The sequence below is a fragment of the Methanobrevibacter sp. genome (assembly GCF_045116495.1).
In the GTDB taxonomy this organism is placed as follows: Archaea; Methanobacteriota; Methanobacteria; order Methanobacteriales; family Methanobacteriaceae; genus Methanocatella.
The window spans coordinates 1-15,880 of sequence record NZ_JBGULU010000196.1; the positions used below are offsets into that span (position 1 = coordinate 1).

Here is a 15,880-nt window from a genome sequence, read left to right on the forward strand (position 1 = left end):
AGGAACAGACAGAGACTTCCTAAACATGCACCAATAACCTGTGCAATTATATAATAGACACTGTCAATCAGGGCTATGTTTTTGGTCACAAGCAGTCCAATTGTTACTGCAGGATTCAAGTGTGCACCTGATATCTTTCCGAATACATAAATACATATCATTACAGTCAGACCGAATGCCAAAGCTATGGCAATCCAGTCACCTAATCCTCCTAAAGGTCCAATAGCTGCAGCACCTGGAGTAACGGTATTGGAAATCAATAATGTTACAACCGCTGAACCGGTACCGAAAAATACTAGGAAAAATGTTCCTAAAAGTTCTGCAAAGAATTTTTTTCTTATATTACAAGTCATTTTTATCGCCTATACAGCTTCTCTCCATTGACAGTATTCGTGTTTGTTGTCCACAAGTGAAGCGGCCGCACAGTTTTTACAACCTCTGACAGGAGATCCTGGTGCTTCTTTGTTAAGTGCAATGATATTTGTCATCATAGTTGCTGTAATTGGCTCTGAAGTTAAAAGACATGGATAGTCTGCTAATCTCATAAGTGAAGAGAATCTTACTGTAATTGCACATGCAGGGTAAGTGTATCTTTGTGGATTCATTACAATTTCGCTTTCTAAAATAGGACTTAAGTCAACTGCAAATCCGTTGATTTTTGGCACAAGTTCTCCGCCGGTGCCTGCTCTGAATTTACGGGCTCCGCTGATTGCATTGAATCCTCTGTAAATCATGTCCATGAAGTCACAGTTGTGCAATTCTGCAGCTGCGCCTCTTGTTGGATATTGTTGTACGAAGTTGTGGAATCTTTTAGAGAATAGGTCTACAACCATAGGTGCGTTAAATCCGTCTAATTCTAAAATAAATTCAGTTGCACATGCAGATGAACCAGTTGCTAATTTGAGGACATCAAATTCTGATTTATAATTGTCCAAGTTGGATGTTAATGTGTTTCCTATAACGTCAGCGGTTGCCTGAACAATAGCTAAAGTCACATCATCCTTACACATGTTGTAAGTGGATTGACCGATATGGTGTCCGATATCACCTACACAGTATGCAGGTACGGTTACGATGTTACCATAGTGTACTCCGTCATCCATTGCAGCTTTGACTGCTGAAGTCATTGCCTTTTTATATTTGTTCATATAATCTCTTACATCAAATGAAGAATGATCAGCGTCATCCATTAATGTACCTTGTCCTTCAATAGGGGTTTTGTAAATCATTTGCAATGCTGCAATTTCCTTTTCAGTTGCTTCAGCTGCAGTCGCTCCTGCTTCAATAGCATTTGCAAAAGCATCTCCAATACCATATGAGGTGTTCATACCCCATGATTTTGCAGATAAGATTGCCTGTTTGTGAGCTGCAGGAATGTCAGTTTTTTGCAATATTTGATTTACGACATTACTGGTACTTCCTGGCATCAATGCAAAGTCAACTACACATGTAGGTCCATAAAATCCACCATACCTTCTGATTGATTCTTTTGCAACAAGAGCTTCATTATCAGCAATAGCTTGAATAAATTTATCTAAACTGTCAGCGAAATCGCCGTCTTCCTCACATAAAATTTCTAAAACTGGAGGGGTTTGGAAATGTTCAATGAACGGATCATCTTCACATTTCAATGTGTCTGTAATGGAAGATAAAATTTCAAAGTGGTTTTTAACAGATTCCTTGTGCAGGTTAATTACGGATTCTGCTTGGTTGTCTAATGCTTTCATGCCAGCCACAGCATCAGCATATGGCTTTGCATCAGTGATTTTAAAGTCATTATACCTGTTTTCAGATATAACTGCAACGTCTGCTTTCTGAGCAGCCATTGATTCATTTATCATTTTTTCATATAACTCTCTCATCATTATCACCGATAATAATTGTACTACTAATAGGCTTTAAACAGATATTTAAAGCTATCTATTATAGTTGGTTAAATGTTTATTAGTAAAATATATAAATTTATTGAAAATGATTTAAAAAAATGACTTTCTATAATATAATTTTTTTAAAAAATGAACTGAAAATTAAATAAATTAATGAAAAATAAAATAAAAAATTAGTAAATTTAAATAACATTATTAAAAAAAATTGTTAAAAGTAATAAAAATAGAAGATATTCTATTTTCCTATATCTTCTACTAATTCTTTTGCATAAGGAGTGATGTTTTCATCAAGCATACGCTCCAGGAATTGACCAGTATAAGTTCCGGATTCAGCAATCTCTTCAGGTGTTCCGGTAGCTATGACTTCACCGCCGCCATCTCCACCATCAGGACCCAAATCAATGATGTGGTCTGCTGTTTTGATAACGTCCAGGTTATGTTCAATGACAACTACAGAATTTCCTGCATCAGTCAATCTTGCAAGTACATCTAGCAATCTTTTAATGTCTGCAAAGTGAAGACCTGTTGTCGGTTCGTCGAGAATGTACAAAGTCTTGCCTGTACTGGTTCTTGATAGCTCTTTTGCAAGTTTAATCCTTTGAGCTTCCCCACCTGAAAGTGTTGTTGCAGGTTGGCCGATTTTCATATAGCCCAGACCGACATCATACAATGTCTGGAGCTTTTTGGTGATTTTTGGAATGTGTTCAAAGAATTCCAATGCCTCTTCAACGGTCATTTCCAGGACTTCATATATATTTTTACCTTTGTATCTTATATCCAAAGTCTCTTCGTTGTATCTTTTACCTCCACAAACTTCACATGGAACAAATACATCCGCCAGGAAGTGCATTTCGATTTGAACAATACCGTCACCTGAACAGGCCTCACATCTTCCGCCTTTTACGTTGAATGAGAATCTTCCAGGTTTATATCCTCTTGCTTTTGATTCAGGAGTATTTGCAAACAGATCACGAATGTCAGTGAATACTCCAGTGTATGTTGCAGGATTTGACCTTGGAGTTCTTCCAATCGGTTTTTGATCAATTGCAATAACCTTATCTATGTTTTCCAGTCCTTCAATTTCATCAAATTTGCCTGCAAAAGTGAATTTCTTTGCCAGTTTTCCTTTAGCACCCTTATAAAGAATTTCATTAATCAGACTACTTTTTCCAGAACCGCTCACTCCAGTAACACAACTAAATTTGCCCAAAGGAATTTCAACATCAATATGCTTTAAATTGTTTTGGGCCGCACCTTTGATTGTAATGAACTTGCCGTTTCCTTCACGCCTGGATTTTGGAATGTCAATCTTTTTAACCCTTGAAATGTACTGGCCTGTAATTGAATCAGGATTGTTCATGATATCCAAAGGAGTTCCCTGAGCCACTACCTTACCTCCATGCTCACCGGCACCGGGACCAATGTCTACAACATAATCCGCTGATAAAATGGTCTCTTCATCATGCTCAACAACAACCAATGTATTTCCCAAATCTTTAAGTCTTTTTAAAGCTTCAATTAGCTTCATATTATCCCTTTGGTGAAGACCTATACTTGGCTCGTCCAAAATGTACAATACACCAACAAGTCCTGAACCGATTTGGGTGGCCAATCTGATTCTTTGAGCCTCACCACCGGAAAGTGTACCTGATGATCTTGACATTGACAGGTAATCAAGACCCACTTCAACCAGGAAGCTTAAACGTTCCTTAACCTCTTTTAAAACTTCTTTTGCAATGAAGTTTTCACGTTCTGTAAGTTCCAAATCCTGGAAAAACTGATATGAATCCTTTATTGCCAAGTCACAAACATCAATGATGGATTTTCCGCCGACAGTAACTGCCAATACCTCCGGCCTCAAACGTTTCCCATCACAAACATGGCATTTTCGGTCACTCATAAACTTTGAGATGTATTTTCTGGAATAGTTTGATTTGGTTTCAAGGTATAATCTCTCCATTCTTGGAATGACGCCCTCAAATTTACGGTTGACCATGTAAGACTTGTTTCTTCTCTTAAAAGTGAAAGGTATCTTCTCATTGCAGCCATAAAGAATAGTATTTTGATATTCCTCGTCAAGTTCGTTGAATGGAACGTCCATGCTGAAATTGAAGTGTTTTGATACCGCTTCAAGCATCTGGTAGTAATAGTTTTCCCTTTTGGCGGATTTTGACCATGGGGCAATAGCTCCTTCGTTTAATGTTAATGTAGCATCAGGAACTATCAAATCAGGGTCAATCTCCATTTTGGAACCTATACCGTTACATTCAGGACATGCACCCTGCGGAGCATTGAATGAAAACATTCTGGGAGTCAGCTCTTCAAAATTGATACCGCAGTCAACGCAGGCAAAGTGCTCTGAGTACTTTTTCTCATATTCCTCTTCACCATTGTCAAACAAAACTGTAATTAGGCCTCCTGCAAATTCGGCTGCAGTTTCAAGGGAATCTACTAATCTTCTCTTAAAGTCCACATCACGTCTTATTTTAAGCCTGTCAACTACAACATCAATGCTGTGACGATAGGTTTTAGGCAAATCAATGTCTTCCTCCAAATCCATTATTTCACCATCAACACGGACTCTGACAAAACCCTTGTTTCTCAAGTCTTCCAGAACGTCCTTGTGCTGGCCTTTTTTATCCCTTACAACTGGAGATAGAATTTGGATTTTTAACCCTTCACCTTCTTCAATAATTGCATCTCCAATTTGTCCTATAGTTTGCTGTGAAATCTCCTTCCCACAATTAGGACAGTGTGGAATACCAATTCTTGCATACAGTAATCTCAAATAATCATAAATTTCTGTAATTGTACCTACAGTAGACCTCGGGTTTTCCCTTGTTGTTTTCTGGTCAATTGAAATAGCAGGAGAGAGTCCCTCTATGGATTCCATCTCAGGTTTTTTCATCTGACCCAAAAATTGTCTTGCATAAGCTGAGAGTGATTCGACATATCTACGCTGTCCTTCAGCATAGATTGTATCGAAAGCCAGTGAAGACTTACCTGACCCGCTGATGCCTGTAATTACAATGAATTCATCACGGGGAACACTGACATCGATATCCTGCAGATTGTGCTCACGTGCACCCTTGATGACAATTTGTTTTTTAGAATTTTCAGCCATAATAATCTCCTAAAATTAGTTATATAATATTAGAACAAACTAACTTATAAAGTCTTTCAGAGAGCATTTGGTAAGTATTTTTTAATTACTTTTTCTCTTTAAAACAGCTTGTTAAATTTACCATAATGCAAAATCAACTTTTTCATATGTGACATATTGCACCATCAAATTTTCAAAAATCAGATTTAACAATAACATATAACTTCCATTTCAGGCACATTAATTACATTTTTAGCAATAGTGTTGAATGGTTGGTCTATTTTCTCATTATCTATCAATAATTCAATTAGAAGATTTAAAGATATGCTTGAATTAGTTATAGCAATAGTAATATTAATATTTTCTATATTGTTAAAACAATCTTTTTTAACAGAGAACAAATCACTAATGTCTAAGATTTCTAATGCTACGGGAATACCCTCCTCACTGAAATCCAATATTATACCATCTTCAAGTTCCAATGATTCCCGATATTTATAGTTCTCTTTTATTTTAATAAATATACTGTCAACTTCAATGTCATACGAATATTTTAAATCAAATTTTTTAATTTGGCTCATGTTCGCGAAGCCTCCTTGAACTATTAGCCGTATAGATTGTTTTTAGAGTTATTTCTTGTCTATTAATTATCATTATTATCAAATATATATCTTTTAGATTTTTGATAAGGATGCTCATAAACAACTTTATACGTTCCAGTTTTTGTTTTTCCAACTTGTACTGGTTTTTTATTTAATAATAAATCATAAATCATCCCAATATCATCATTTCTAGTGATATTTGATTCTATGAAATGTCTTGACTCTTTAATTTGAGATTCATCCAAATCCTTCAGAAACAACAACAATTCTTCTAATGTGTAATCAAAAATAGCAACCACCACCAGAATTAATAATACTAATTATACCAAAAGTATTACATATAAATTGCTGAAGTGCTATTATGCGCAAAAACACTGCCGTGAAAAACTATTTGTCAAATCCTTTTAAGGCATAAAGCTTGTTTCTTAAATCGGCAGCCCTTTCAAAGTCAAGTCTTGCAGCTGCATCCTTCATGTCCCTTTCCAGATCCTTAATTAGTAATTGAAGCTCATCTTTAGGCATTTTACTGACATCAGTTCCAATGCCTTTGTATTTCTCATCTTCTTCAGCCAGTTTTTCTTTCAGGGTTCTTTGGGTAGATTTTGGTGTAATTCCATGAACCTCATTGTATTTCATCTGGAGCTTGCGCCTTTTGAGTGTGGTTTCATATGCATTCTTGACAGAATCTGTCATGTCGTCCACATACATTATTACACGGCCGTTTACATTTCTTGCGGCCCTGCCGATAGTCTGTATGAGAGAAGTTTCATTTCTTAAGAAACCTTCCTTGTCAGCATCCAGAATAGCAACTAAAGAGACTTCCGGCAAATCCAGACCTTCCCTTAAAAGGTTTACACCAACTAGGACATCAAATTTACCACGCCTTAAATCATCCACAATATCAATTCGCTCCAATGTGTCGATTTCAGAGTGCATATACCTTACTTTAACGCCTATCCTTGCATAATAATCAGTCAAATCCTCTGCCATCCTTTTTGTCAATGTGGTAACAAGCACCCTTTCATCCTTTTCGGCAGTTTTTCTAACCTCTTCAAGCAAATCTTCAACCTGACCTGTAACTGGTCTTATCAGGACTTCAGGGTCAACCAATCCGGTCGGCCTTATAATCTGTTCAACCACATTTCTTGATCTTGCAAGTTCATATTGTGCAGGTGTTGCAGACACATAAATTACCTGATTTACAGATGATTCAAACTCATCGAATCTCAAAGGACGGTTTTCTTTAGCTGAAGGCAGTCTGAAACCATATTCAACAAGGGTTTCCTTACGTGCACGGTCCCCATTATACATTCCCCTTATTTGCGGAACGGTAACGTGAGATTCATCAATTATTGTTAAGAAGTCATCAGGGAAGTATTTTAAAAGTGAATATGGTTTATCTCCCCAGTTACGACCTGACAGGTGCATGGAGTAGTTTTCTACACCCGGACAGTATCCCATTTCATGAAGCATTTCAATATCAAAACGTGTCCTCTGCTCAAGTCTTTGCGCTTCAAGAAGTTTACCTGTTAGTTTTAGTTCCTCGAGCCTTTCATCCAATTCCTTTGAAATGTTATCTATAGCCCTATCCATTTTGTCCTGGCCCACAACGAAGTGCTTTGCAGGGAAAATCATGTAGCGCTGAAGGGATTCCTGTTTTTTTCCGGTGACTTTATCGATTATGCTGATGGCATCTATTTCATCGCCGAACAGTTCTATTCTTATTGGCGGTGTTCCATGAACAGGATTGATTTCAATAACATCACCCCTGACTCTGAACTGACCTCTGTCAAATTCTATATCGTTTCTTTCATATTGCATGAAAACTAATCGGCGCAATATCTCAGATCTGTCATAAATGTCTCCAACCTGTATGCCGAATGCGAATTCACCGTAATCCTCAGGCGATCCGATACCATAAATGCAACTTACGCTGCTTACGACAATGACATCATCTCTTGAAAGCAATGACTGTGTTGCTGAATGCCTCATTATATCAATATCATCGTTGATTGATGCTTCCTTGTCGATGAAGGTGTCTGTTCGAGGCACATATGCTTCAGGCTGGTAATAGTCATAATAACTGACAAAGTACTCAACTGCATTATCCGGGAAGAATTCCTTGAATTCCTCATACAATTGTGCAGCCAGGGTTTTGTTGTGTGAAATGACTAAAGTAGGTTTTTGGACCTTTTCAATGACATTTGCCATTGTAAAAGTCTTTCCGGAACCTGTGACCCCTAAAAGGGTCTGTTCTTTTATGCCATTTTCTATGCCTTCGGCTAATGAGTTAATGGCTTTTGGTTGGTCACCCAATGGTTTGTAGGGTGACTTCAGTTTAAATTCTTTCATAAATATCTAATTTGGAATTGTAATATTGAAGCTGATATGAGTGTAACTTGGAGAGCAGCAAGGAGTGACCTTCTGGTCTCTTACTACCAATTCTCCATAGCCTTTTAACTCTTTTTCCAAATCTCTCATGACATTTGGAATGACTTCATAATTGTAAACCTTAAGAGAGCCTAGAAATATGGTTTTTGCGGCCATATTCATTACGGAAATGGTTTCAACAACATCCATTTCTGAATATTTTTTTAAAATCTTATTAGATATGTCCACTAATTCACTCTTTATCTGGTCTTTATCCATCTTAATCCCTCAATGCATCTGCAATGGATTTTGCAAGTGATACACGTGAAGTGTCTGAAGATAAACTGTTTGTTCCAATAATCTTATTGGCACCAGCTTCATAGATTCTTGTAGCACCATTATTGGTCAGGATTGGATGTACGCAGCACACATCTATTGATGAAGCTCCATGCTGTTTTAAAATTTTTATTGCATTTACAATAGTTCCACCGGTTGCAATAATATCATCAATGATAATTGCGTGCATTCCTTTTACAGAATCAACATTGACAGTGTTTTCACTTTCACTATCACATCTAACATCTACGATTTTAGTTTCGACTTTATCAGGACCTAATCTGACTTTGGTAAGGTAGGTACAGTCACATCCTATGATTTCAGACATTTCCTGTGCAAATCCGTATGCTCCCTTATCAGGGGCAATGATTAATGGCTTTTCATCACTTTTTTTGAAGTATTTCTTATCGAGATATTCCGCAATAGCAGGCATAGCTGACAAGTTACGGGCAGGAATGTCAAAGAAATTTAAAACACATGCTTCATGAATATTGAATGTTAGAAATTCATCGGCACCTGCAGCCTGAATCAAATCACAAACGATTTTAGCTGAAATGGTTTCACCAGGATTGAAACGTTTTTCCTGTCTTGCATATCCCATATATGGAACCACTACCCTTACTTTTTTGGCACCCAAATCCTTAAGATTGGCCACCATGAACAATAATTCCATAAGGTTTTCATCCTGAGGATAACCAGTAGACTGGATAACAGTCACTTCATCATCAATGACACCATCAATTCTTAAATACCTTTCACCATCTGGAAACTTTTTAGTTTCAACATAACGTAATTCTTCGCCAAGTTCACGTGCAACATGAGCTGCTAAATCTTGAGAAGCTGAACCACCAATAATCACAATATCACCAAAATTTTATATGGAATTATATATGTTTTTGATAATTAAAAAAGTTAAGTATTAATACTTGAATGATATAATAAAAAAAATTATGAGTAAACTAAAAATAATATTGGGAATAATAGCGGTAATTATTATTGCGCTTTTATTATTTACAATGACCAGTCCAATATTAATTCTCGCTGAAGATACTGATGAAGGTGACCCCGGAGTAGATATGGCGGCTAAAATTAGTTTTCCAGGCGGCTTTGAGTGGGTTTATCCTGGAGATTCCTACCATCCGAATGGAGACACACTGCACAACATCCACTTATTTGCACAGGATAATCCTTATGGTGCTGCAAAAGAAATTATGGAGCATACTTATCATTTCACACCACATCTAATCGTTAGTGTGAATCCAGAAGCTGCAGAAAGCATTTTTGGAGCAGGTCTGATTGACAACATTCGTGCAAATGATGCATATCACGGTTATGCCGGAAATGATCAAGTTAGCGGAACCATGGATAGAGGAGATGCAGTCAGTACCGCTATGACAAAAGGTACATTTAATCCTTTAGCAGTTCCAATTCAACTATTAATGGGAAACATAAGCTTACATATAGTCTAAATTTCCCCTTTTTTTCTTATTTATGCATCATCAGATAAAAAGAGAGCCCAACACCCAAAAGTGAAATGATTAACTGAATTATTCCATGTTTTTTAATTTCAGGGTGTTTTGATTGAACCAGATAAAATGGCATGAAAAATCCGAAAAACGTAAACATAGTAAAACTTGAGGCTTTTGAAATAAACCACAGGATAACACCACCCCATGACAAAAATATTGTAACCAGATAAGATATTAACAGATTCCTTTTATTTACTCTTGGCTGCGCTCTATAAACATAGAACTGTTTAGGTTTTGCACCTTCAACAAGAGGAATGCCGCATTTGGCGCAATAATCATAATCATCCTGATTTTCAAAACCGCAATTATTACATTTTCTAGTCATTAGTTTAAATTAACATTTCTTAGTATAAATTATTTTTCAAGTTTCATGGCAATTTCTGTGAAAAATTCATGCATATAATTTTCATTTGTCATTTTTGAATAATATTTAAAACCTAATTTCTCCAGAACCCTTTTTGATTGTGTATTTTCGGTTCGGTATGATGCGTATATTTGTGAAATACCCAAATCATTGAATGCATGATCAATTATAGCTTTTGATGCCTCTGCTGCATAGCCGTTTCCCCAATGCTCTTCAGCTATCCAGTATCCGAGTTCAACTGCACCTTCACCCCACCAGTGGTTGGTATCAGGATGGAACAGCAAACCAGCACAGCCAATTGGAATATTGTCTTTTACAACTGCATATGTTTCCTTTTTAGCAAATACCGTTTTGATAATATTTAAGCTATCATCAACACTTTCATGCGGAGGCCATCCGGCTATTGGACCTACATTAGGATTTTTAGCAAAATGATATAAGCATTCTGCATCTTCCTCCTTCCAGGGCCTTAATGTGAGATTTGCGGTTTTAAAAATCATGAAATCACCTAAAATTTATCTTTATTTTTAACCATTCTAAATCATAAATTTCTGAAACTTCCCCATGGCGATGCTTTTTTGATTTTCCTATTTTTGCCTGCAATGCAAAATGTTGAAACCATAGGAAAATGCATCTCGATAATTGTTTTTTAATACTAATTTGACATAACTTCTATATAAAAACAAATAGTATTAATTATATTAAAAAATATATTAATTATCATGAAAGTCAAAGATGGGATTTGCGGTTTTGTAGTAGGTGATGCTTTGGGAGTTCCTGTTGAATTTTATTCAAGAAGGGAACTTGAAGATGACCCTGTAGTGGATATGAGAGAATATGGAACATACAATCAGCCAAAGGGCACCTGGTCTGATGATTCATCAATGACAATAGCTACAATGTACAGTATTGTAAATAAAAATGGAATTGATTATGCTGACATTATGGATGAATTTTGCAGGTGGGCTTTTGAAGGCGAACATACTCCACATGGAGAAAGATTTGATATTGGAAATACTACTCTCAGAGGTTTAGAAAGATATCAGAACGGTGAAGATGCACTTAAATCAGGGGGAAATTCAACACATGACAATGGTAACGGTTCCTTAATGAGAATTTTGCCTCTCGCATATATTCCTGATATCGATTACAAAACTGTTGAAAACATCTCAGCTTTAACACATGGACATGACCGCTCAAAGATAGCCTGCGTATTATATGTTGAAATAGCCAAATCAATGCTTAACAATGACATGACAATTGAAGAGCACATTGACAATGCCTGTGAAAAGATAAAAGAATATTATGCTGAAAATGATGAACTTGAAGAATTCAGCAGAATATTAAATGATGATTTTTCAGATGGCATAATGAGCGGAGGATATGTCATTGACACCATTGAAACTGTAATTTACTGTCTTAAAACCACTGAAAGTTATAAAGAGGCAGTTCTCAAAGCCGTTAATTTGGGCGGAGATACTGACACTAATGCAGCAATTTGCGGAGGCTTAGCCGGAATTTATTATGGATATGATTCAATTCCTATAGATTGGCTTGAATCAATTTATAAACTTGATGAAATACATTCATTATGTGAAAAGTTCGAGGCACTTTGTGATGAATCTTGAAAAAACTATTAAAAATATAAGAGCTTCCTGCAATAATTATGTAGATCCAGATCTTGTTGCAACAGTAATTCATGACAATTACTACATGGGCTCGAATAACATCACCGAATTGGACCAATTTGACATTAACCTCAGCGATAGCTTCGAAGAAAAGATTTTGAAAATTCTAAAACATGAAAATGTCTTTTTAAATATTGGAATGTATGCATTCATTCCCCTAATCAATGAATGCGACATCTACTCAACACAAGATTATAATTTCAAACTGTCACCGGAAGAGTTTGAAAAATATGCTAATGAAAAAGAAAGATTATTTGGAATCCTGATTAAAAAGGATTCCCCAGATTACATTATCGGGAGCTGTGATTTGTGCGGTTGCAGCATTGATGCTACATTTAAAGAAATAGAACCTTCCGATTTTGAATTTTACAGAAAATTAAAAGAGATTATAGATGGTAAAATCATCTATTAATCATTTTCTTTTTGATTTCTTCCCACATTGCCTGTTCTTCACCGCATCCGGTCATGATTACATATTTATAGTCAGAGTTTCTTGCAAGCTCATTTAATTTTTCTATTCTAACATCCATCTCCTCATAACTTAAAGGGTAAAATTCGGCATCAGGATATTCTTCTTTTATAATATTGTAATATTCTTCCGCTTTTTCAATTGACTGCCTTCCAGGAACAACAATAACATGATCAGGATTCATGCTTTTTATAACCTCAAAGTGATCATTGAAGATTTCTTCCTCATTCTCATCAGGTGTTGTGTAGATAAATTCGAAAGGAGCATCAATGAACTGCTTCATGAACATTGCATTGATTTTAAGTGCATCCCCATTGTCTCCCTGACCGAGTCCAACGAACTTTCCTCCGATGTCAACCACTTCAAATCTTCCAGGCGGAATGAATGACATGTCCAGATTGTTGAATATGTCTTTAACAGTGGATTCTATGTTTTCCAGCTTTGGAGTGAATGTTGCATATGCAGTAATGGAAGCCAAGGTATTGTAAATGTTATGGAAACCGAATGGCGGTACGTTAAGTTTTAAATTAAATTTAACATTCTTATTGGCAAAATAATTAAGCAGGTCTCCTTCAATATCTAAAATCCATTTATCTGAACCAAATTCGACACCAGTAAGTTTGACATTCGGTTCAGGACGTTTAAATCCACATTCACAGGTATAGATTCCTCTGTGATTTAAGTAAAAATGAGAATAATTTAACTGTTTTCCGCATTTGGGACATTCAATTGTGTTATCACCAATATCCTCAATTGCATCAGTTTCAATACCGTAATAATTAACTTCAACATCATTTTCTTTATCAAGCCCGATTAAAGCGGTTCTTGGATCATCACAATTAGTGACGATAGCTCCTTTTTCCATACCCTGTGACAATAATTTTTTTGCCTTGTAATAATCCTCAAACGGATTTTTAACTCCGGCAACTTGAGTATGTTCTTGTGAAATTGTAGTATAAACAACGCCAATAGGATTTATTAGCCTTTGAACAGTATCAGGAATACCATAAGTTAAATTACGAATTCCATATTCAAAAATACCTAAATCTCCTTTTTGACTTAAAAGAGCTGTTACAATTGAGTTTAAGATGTTGTTTTCATAACTTCTTCTAATTTGAATATCTTTTGACATTAATTTTATCAAAAGAGTTGTAGTTGTGGTTTTTCCGTTTGTTCCTGTAATCAGAACAGACCCCAATTTTAAATCGGAAGCCAGTTGGGGAATTGCTTCCTGACCGGCTATTTTAGTAAAAACATGTCCGGGATATGTTCCTCCACTCCCAGGCCCATACTTTGCAAGCTGACATGCAGCTTTTCCAGATATTTTTGCCATATTAAATTTAAAAAAACTAACCATGATAAATATTTTGTAAATACATAATATATAAATGTTATTTTAATGAAAAAATTAAAAAAAAGAGTTAATTAAAAAAATAAAGAAAAATAATCCAAATTAGTTGGTAGTTGGATTATTGATTGTTGTTTGTGGAACTTTTTCTGCAACTTTAGAACCAATGTTTTTCATTTTTTCTATAAGTTTGTCTTTTTTAGAACCACTAATTAAAATATTTTCCAATACGTCACTTAAGGTTTCTGTAGGAATGATTTCAATCATGTCTTCGTACTTTTTCTCAATCATAACATCTTTCAAGTTAGATTTTGGAATCAATACTTTTTTCATTCCAGCTTCGGCTGCCGCTTCGATTTTAGCGGTTGCACCACCGATTGGCATTACATCTCCACGGACATTAAGTGAACCGGTCAGTGCTACAGTTTGATCGATTGGAATCTCTTCTACAGCTGAAATAACTGCAGTAGCAATACTTACACTTGCTGAGTCACCTTCAACACCATCATAGGTCTGGATGAACTGAACGTGAATATCGTAATCAGAAATATCCTTGTTTGTGTATTTTTTAATCAATGCACTAACATTTTGTACGGATTCCTGTGCGATTTCACCAAGTTTACCAGTTGCAATTATTTTACCACCGTTTTTGGATTGTGTCGGTGCGGCTTCTGCTGCGATTGGAGATACAATTCCACTTCTATCTCCGATTACTGCAAGACCGTTTACAAGACCAATTCTTCCACCTTCTGCAGATACCATACTGTAGTCTTTTCTTTGAATGATTGAACGATCAGCTATTTGTTGTTCAAGAGTTCTTGCGAATTTTTTAGCTTCTACAACATGTGCTGCTGTTACAAGATTTTCACCTTTTTCAATAGCCACATCACCTGCAGATCTTACAAGACCTCCGAGATCTCTTAATCTTAAGGTTAAAGCATCTTGTTTTCCGGATCTTCTTTTTGCTTCCATGATGATTTCATCCAATGCATCCGGAGAGAAGTGTGGAATTCTTCCATCGTTTTTAACCTCTTGAGCTACAAATTGAACCAGTTTTTCTCTGTTTTCAGTTGTATCGTCCATGTAATCTTTCATGAATACTTCATAACCGTATCCTCTGATTCTTGACCTCATTGCAATATGCATTCCTTCCAATACCTGAAGGTTTCCTGATGCTACAAGTACAAAGTCACATGGAACGGCCTGTGATCTTACCATTGCACCACTTGAGTTTTCACTTTGACCTGTGATTGCATATTGTTTTTCCTGCATTGCAGACAATAGCTCCTGTTGAGTTTTCATGCTCATTGTACCGATTTCGTCAATATATAAAACTCCACGGTTTGCCTTGTGAATCATACCCGCTTCAACACGTTCATGTGCAGGAGTTCCCAATCCACCGGATTGATATGGGTCGTGACGAACATCTCCAAGTAATGCTCCTGCATGAGCACCTGTTGCATCCATGAATGGTGCAAATCTGGATTCTTCATTATTCACTAATAATTTTGGAGACATATTATTAGTTTTTGGTTTGATTTGAATTGATATAAGTAAAATTAAAGCTGCTGCAATAATTGATTCCAGCAATCTGCCATACATGAATCCGATTACTAGAATTCCACCAATAGCAAACATTGTAATAATTGTTTTTCTCTCTTCATGACCTTTTGCAGATCCTTTTGTTGCTCTTACAATCTTTTTACCTTCACCTGCAGGAACTGTTCTTACTAATGGGTGGTTGTTGTCTTCCATATTCGGATAAACCAAGACATCCTGAAGGGTTTCATGAGGCAGGATTTGTGCCATACCTTTTGCAAGCATTGATTTTCCTACACCAGGATCTCCAATGAGCAAAACATTTCTTCTTTGTTTTGCTGCTTTTTTAATTGTTTCAATGGACTCTTCATGTCCAATAACTTGGTCAATTAATAAAGGTGGTACTTCAATATCTTGTGAGCTTTTTATGTTATTGTAATCTAACATATGTTCCTTTTCACCAGTTTCTACTTCAACTGGTTTTACAATCTCTTCAGCTGAAGCATCTTCAATTGGCTCTTCTTGTTCAAATTTCATAAATTGACCTCACTTCTTTAATAAATTCATCAATAAAAAGTTAAGTTTCATATACTATTTATAATTATTTAATATCAGCATATATAAAAAGGTTTCTATTTTAGTAAAT

Annotated in this window: 15 protein-coding genes; 3 read left to right on the top strand and 12 right to left on the bottom strand. The window is 36.0% G+C overall.

From position 1 onward, the window contains the following. The 8 genes from ACJMLH_RS10215 to ACJMLH_RS10250 all read right to left on the bottom strand — a co-directional run. Positions 1–353, bottom strand: a 353-nt coding sequence (locus ACJMLH_RS10215) for an MIP/aquaporin family protein (RefSeq protein ID WP_405277344.1), incomplete at its 3' end; no start/stop codon positions are given. 9 nt (positions 354–362) lie between these two features. Continuing rightward, positions 363–1,862: a DUF2193 domain-containing protein gene (locus ACJMLH_RS10220; RefSeq protein ID WP_295609432.1), complete on the bottom strand. Its 1,500-nt coding sequence runs from the start codon at positions 1,860–1,862 to the stop codon at positions 363–365. Positions 1,863–2,121: 259 nt separating this feature from the next. Further along, positions 2,122–5,010, bottom strand: coding sequence for an excinuclease ABC subunit UvrA (gene uvrA / locus ACJMLH_RS10225; protein ID WP_405277346.1), 2,889 nt, complete (start codon positions 5,008–5,010; stop codon positions 2,122–2,124). Between the two features lie 185 nt (positions 5,011–5,195). Continuing rightward, the gene (locus ACJMLH_RS10230) at positions 5,196–5,570 is read right to left on the bottom strand and encodes a DUF2283 domain-containing protein (protein ID WP_405277348.1); all 375 of its coding nucleotides are present in this window, start codon (positions 5,568–5,570) and stop codon (positions 5,196–5,198) included. A 62-nt stretch (positions 5,571–5,632) separates the two neighbouring features. Next, positions 5,633–5,893, bottom strand: a complete 261-nt coding sequence (locus ACJMLH_RS10235) for a hypothetical protein (RefSeq protein ID WP_405277350.1) — start codon at positions 5,891–5,893, stop codon at positions 5,633–5,635. An 85-nt stretch (positions 5,894–5,978) separates the two neighbouring features. Beyond that, on the bottom strand, positions 5,979–7,943 hold the full coding sequence (gene uvrB / locus ACJMLH_RS10240) for an excinuclease ABC subunit UvrB (protein ID WP_405277352.1): 1,965 nt from the start codon (positions 7,941–7,943) through the stop codon (positions 5,979–5,981). A 6-nt stretch (positions 7,944–7,949) separates the two neighbouring features. Then, a complete protein-coding gene (locus tag ACJMLH_RS10245; RefSeq protein ID WP_405277354.1) occupies positions 7,950–8,240 on the bottom strand; it encodes a hypothetical protein in 291 nt (96 codons plus the stop codon). Between the two features lies 1 nt (position 8,241). Further along, on the bottom strand, positions 8,242–9,156 hold the full coding sequence (locus ACJMLH_RS10250; RefSeq protein ID WP_405277356.1) for a ribose-phosphate diphosphokinase: 915 nt from the start codon (positions 9,154–9,156) through the stop codon (positions 8,242–8,244). A gap of 91 nt (positions 9,157–9,247) precedes the next feature. Here ACJMLH_RS10250 and ACJMLH_RS10255 point away from each other — a divergent pair, with 91 nt between their 5' ends. Then, complete coding sequence (locus ACJMLH_RS10255) at positions 9,248–9,766, top strand: hypothetical protein (protein ID WP_405277358.1); 519 nt, start codon at positions 9,248–9,250, stop codon at positions 9,764–9,766. Positions 9,767–9,782: 16 nt separating this feature from the next. Here ACJMLH_RS10255 and ACJMLH_RS10260 read toward each other — a convergent pair whose 3' ends face one another. Together ACJMLH_RS10260 and ACJMLH_RS10265 are read right to left on the bottom strand one after the other, a co-directional pair. Continuing rightward, a complete protein-coding gene (locus ACJMLH_RS10260) occupies positions 9,783–10,151 on the bottom strand; it encodes a zinc ribbon domain-containing protein (RefSeq protein ID WP_405277360.1) in 369 nt (122 codons plus the stop codon). 29 nt (positions 10,152–10,180) lie between these two features. Further along, complete coding sequence (locus ACJMLH_RS10265) at positions 10,181–10,690, bottom strand: GNAT family N-acetyltransferase (protein ID WP_405277362.1); 510 nt, start codon at positions 10,688–10,690, stop codon at positions 10,181–10,183. Between the two features lie 222 nt (positions 10,691–10,912). Here ACJMLH_RS10265 and ACJMLH_RS10270 point away from each other — a divergent pair, with 222 nt between their 5' ends. Then, positions 10,913–11,818: an ADP-ribosylglycohydrolase family protein gene (locus ACJMLH_RS10270; RefSeq protein ID WP_405277364.1), complete on the top strand. Its 906-nt coding sequence runs from the start codon at positions 10,913–10,915 to the stop codon at positions 11,816–11,818. Continuing rightward, positions 11,808–12,290, top strand: coding sequence for a hypothetical protein (locus ACJMLH_RS10275; RefSeq protein ID WP_405277366.1), 483 nt, complete (start codon positions 11,808–11,810; stop codon positions 12,288–12,290). Before ACJMLH_RS10270 ends, ACJMLH_RS10275 begins: the two co-directional genes overlap by 11 nt. Here ACJMLH_RS10275 and ACJMLH_RS10280 read toward each other — a convergent pair. Together ACJMLH_RS10280 and lonB are read right to left on the bottom strand one after the other, a co-directional pair. Next, positions 12,280–13,704, bottom strand: a complete 1,425-nt coding sequence (locus ACJMLH_RS10280; protein WP_405277368.1) for a Mur ligase family protein — start codon at positions 13,702–13,704, stop codon at positions 12,280–12,282. The genes ACJMLH_RS10275 and ACJMLH_RS10280 overlap by 11 nt on opposite strands. Positions 13,705–13,800: 96 nt before the next feature. Then, complete coding sequence (lonB, locus tag ACJMLH_RS10285) at positions 13,801–15,681, bottom strand: ATP-dependent protease LonB (protein WP_405277405.1); 1,881 nt, start codon at positions 15,679–15,681, stop codon at positions 13,801–13,803. Between the last annotated feature and the right edge of the window lie 199 nt (positions 15,682–15,880).

Coding starts and splice junctions, on each gene's coding strand:
- ACJMLH_RS10270 (WP_405277364.1), top strand. CDS start 10,913: ATGAAAGTCAAAGATGGGATTTGCGGTTTTGTAGTAGGTGATGCTTTG.
- uvrB (WP_405277352.1), bottom strand. CDS start 7,943: ATGAAAGAATTTAAACTGAAGTCACCCTACAAACCATTGGGTGACCAA.
- ACJMLH_RS10260 (WP_405277360.1), bottom strand. CDS start 10,151: ATGACTAGAAAATGTAATAATTGCGGTTTTGAAAATCAGGATGATTAT.
- ACJMLH_RS10230 (WP_405277348.1), bottom strand. CDS start 5,570: ATGAGCCAAATTAAAAAATTTGATTTAAAATATTCGTATGACATTGAA.
- ACJMLH_RS10255 (WP_405277358.1), top strand. CDS start 9,248: ATGAGTAAACTAAAAATAATATTGGGAATAATAGCGGTAATTATTATT.
- ACJMLH_RS10275 (WP_405277366.1), top strand. CDS start 11,808: ATGAATCTTGAAAAAACTATTAAAAATATAAGAGCTTCCTGCAATAAT.
- ACJMLH_RS10245 (WP_405277354.1), bottom strand. CDS start 8,240: ATGGATAAAGACCAGATAAAGAGTGAATTAGTGGACATATCTAATAAG.
- uvrA (WP_405277346.1), bottom strand. CDS start 5,010: ATGGCTGAAAATTCTAAAAAACAAATTGTCATCAAGGGTGCACGTGAG.
- ACJMLH_RS10265 (WP_405277362.1), bottom strand. CDS start 10,690: ATGATTTTTAAAACCGCAAATCTCACATTAAGGCCCTGGAAGGAGGAA.
- ACJMLH_RS10280 (WP_405277368.1), bottom strand. CDS start 13,704: ATGGTTAGTTTTTTTAAATTTAATATGGCAAAAATATCTGGAAAAGCT.
- lonB (WP_405277405.1), bottom strand. CDS start 15,681: ATGTTAGATTACAATAACATAAAAAGCTCACAAGATATTGAAGTACCA.
- ACJMLH_RS10220 (WP_295609432.1), bottom strand. CDS start 1,862: ATGAGAGAGTTATATGAAAAAATGATAAATGAATCAATGGCTGCTCAG.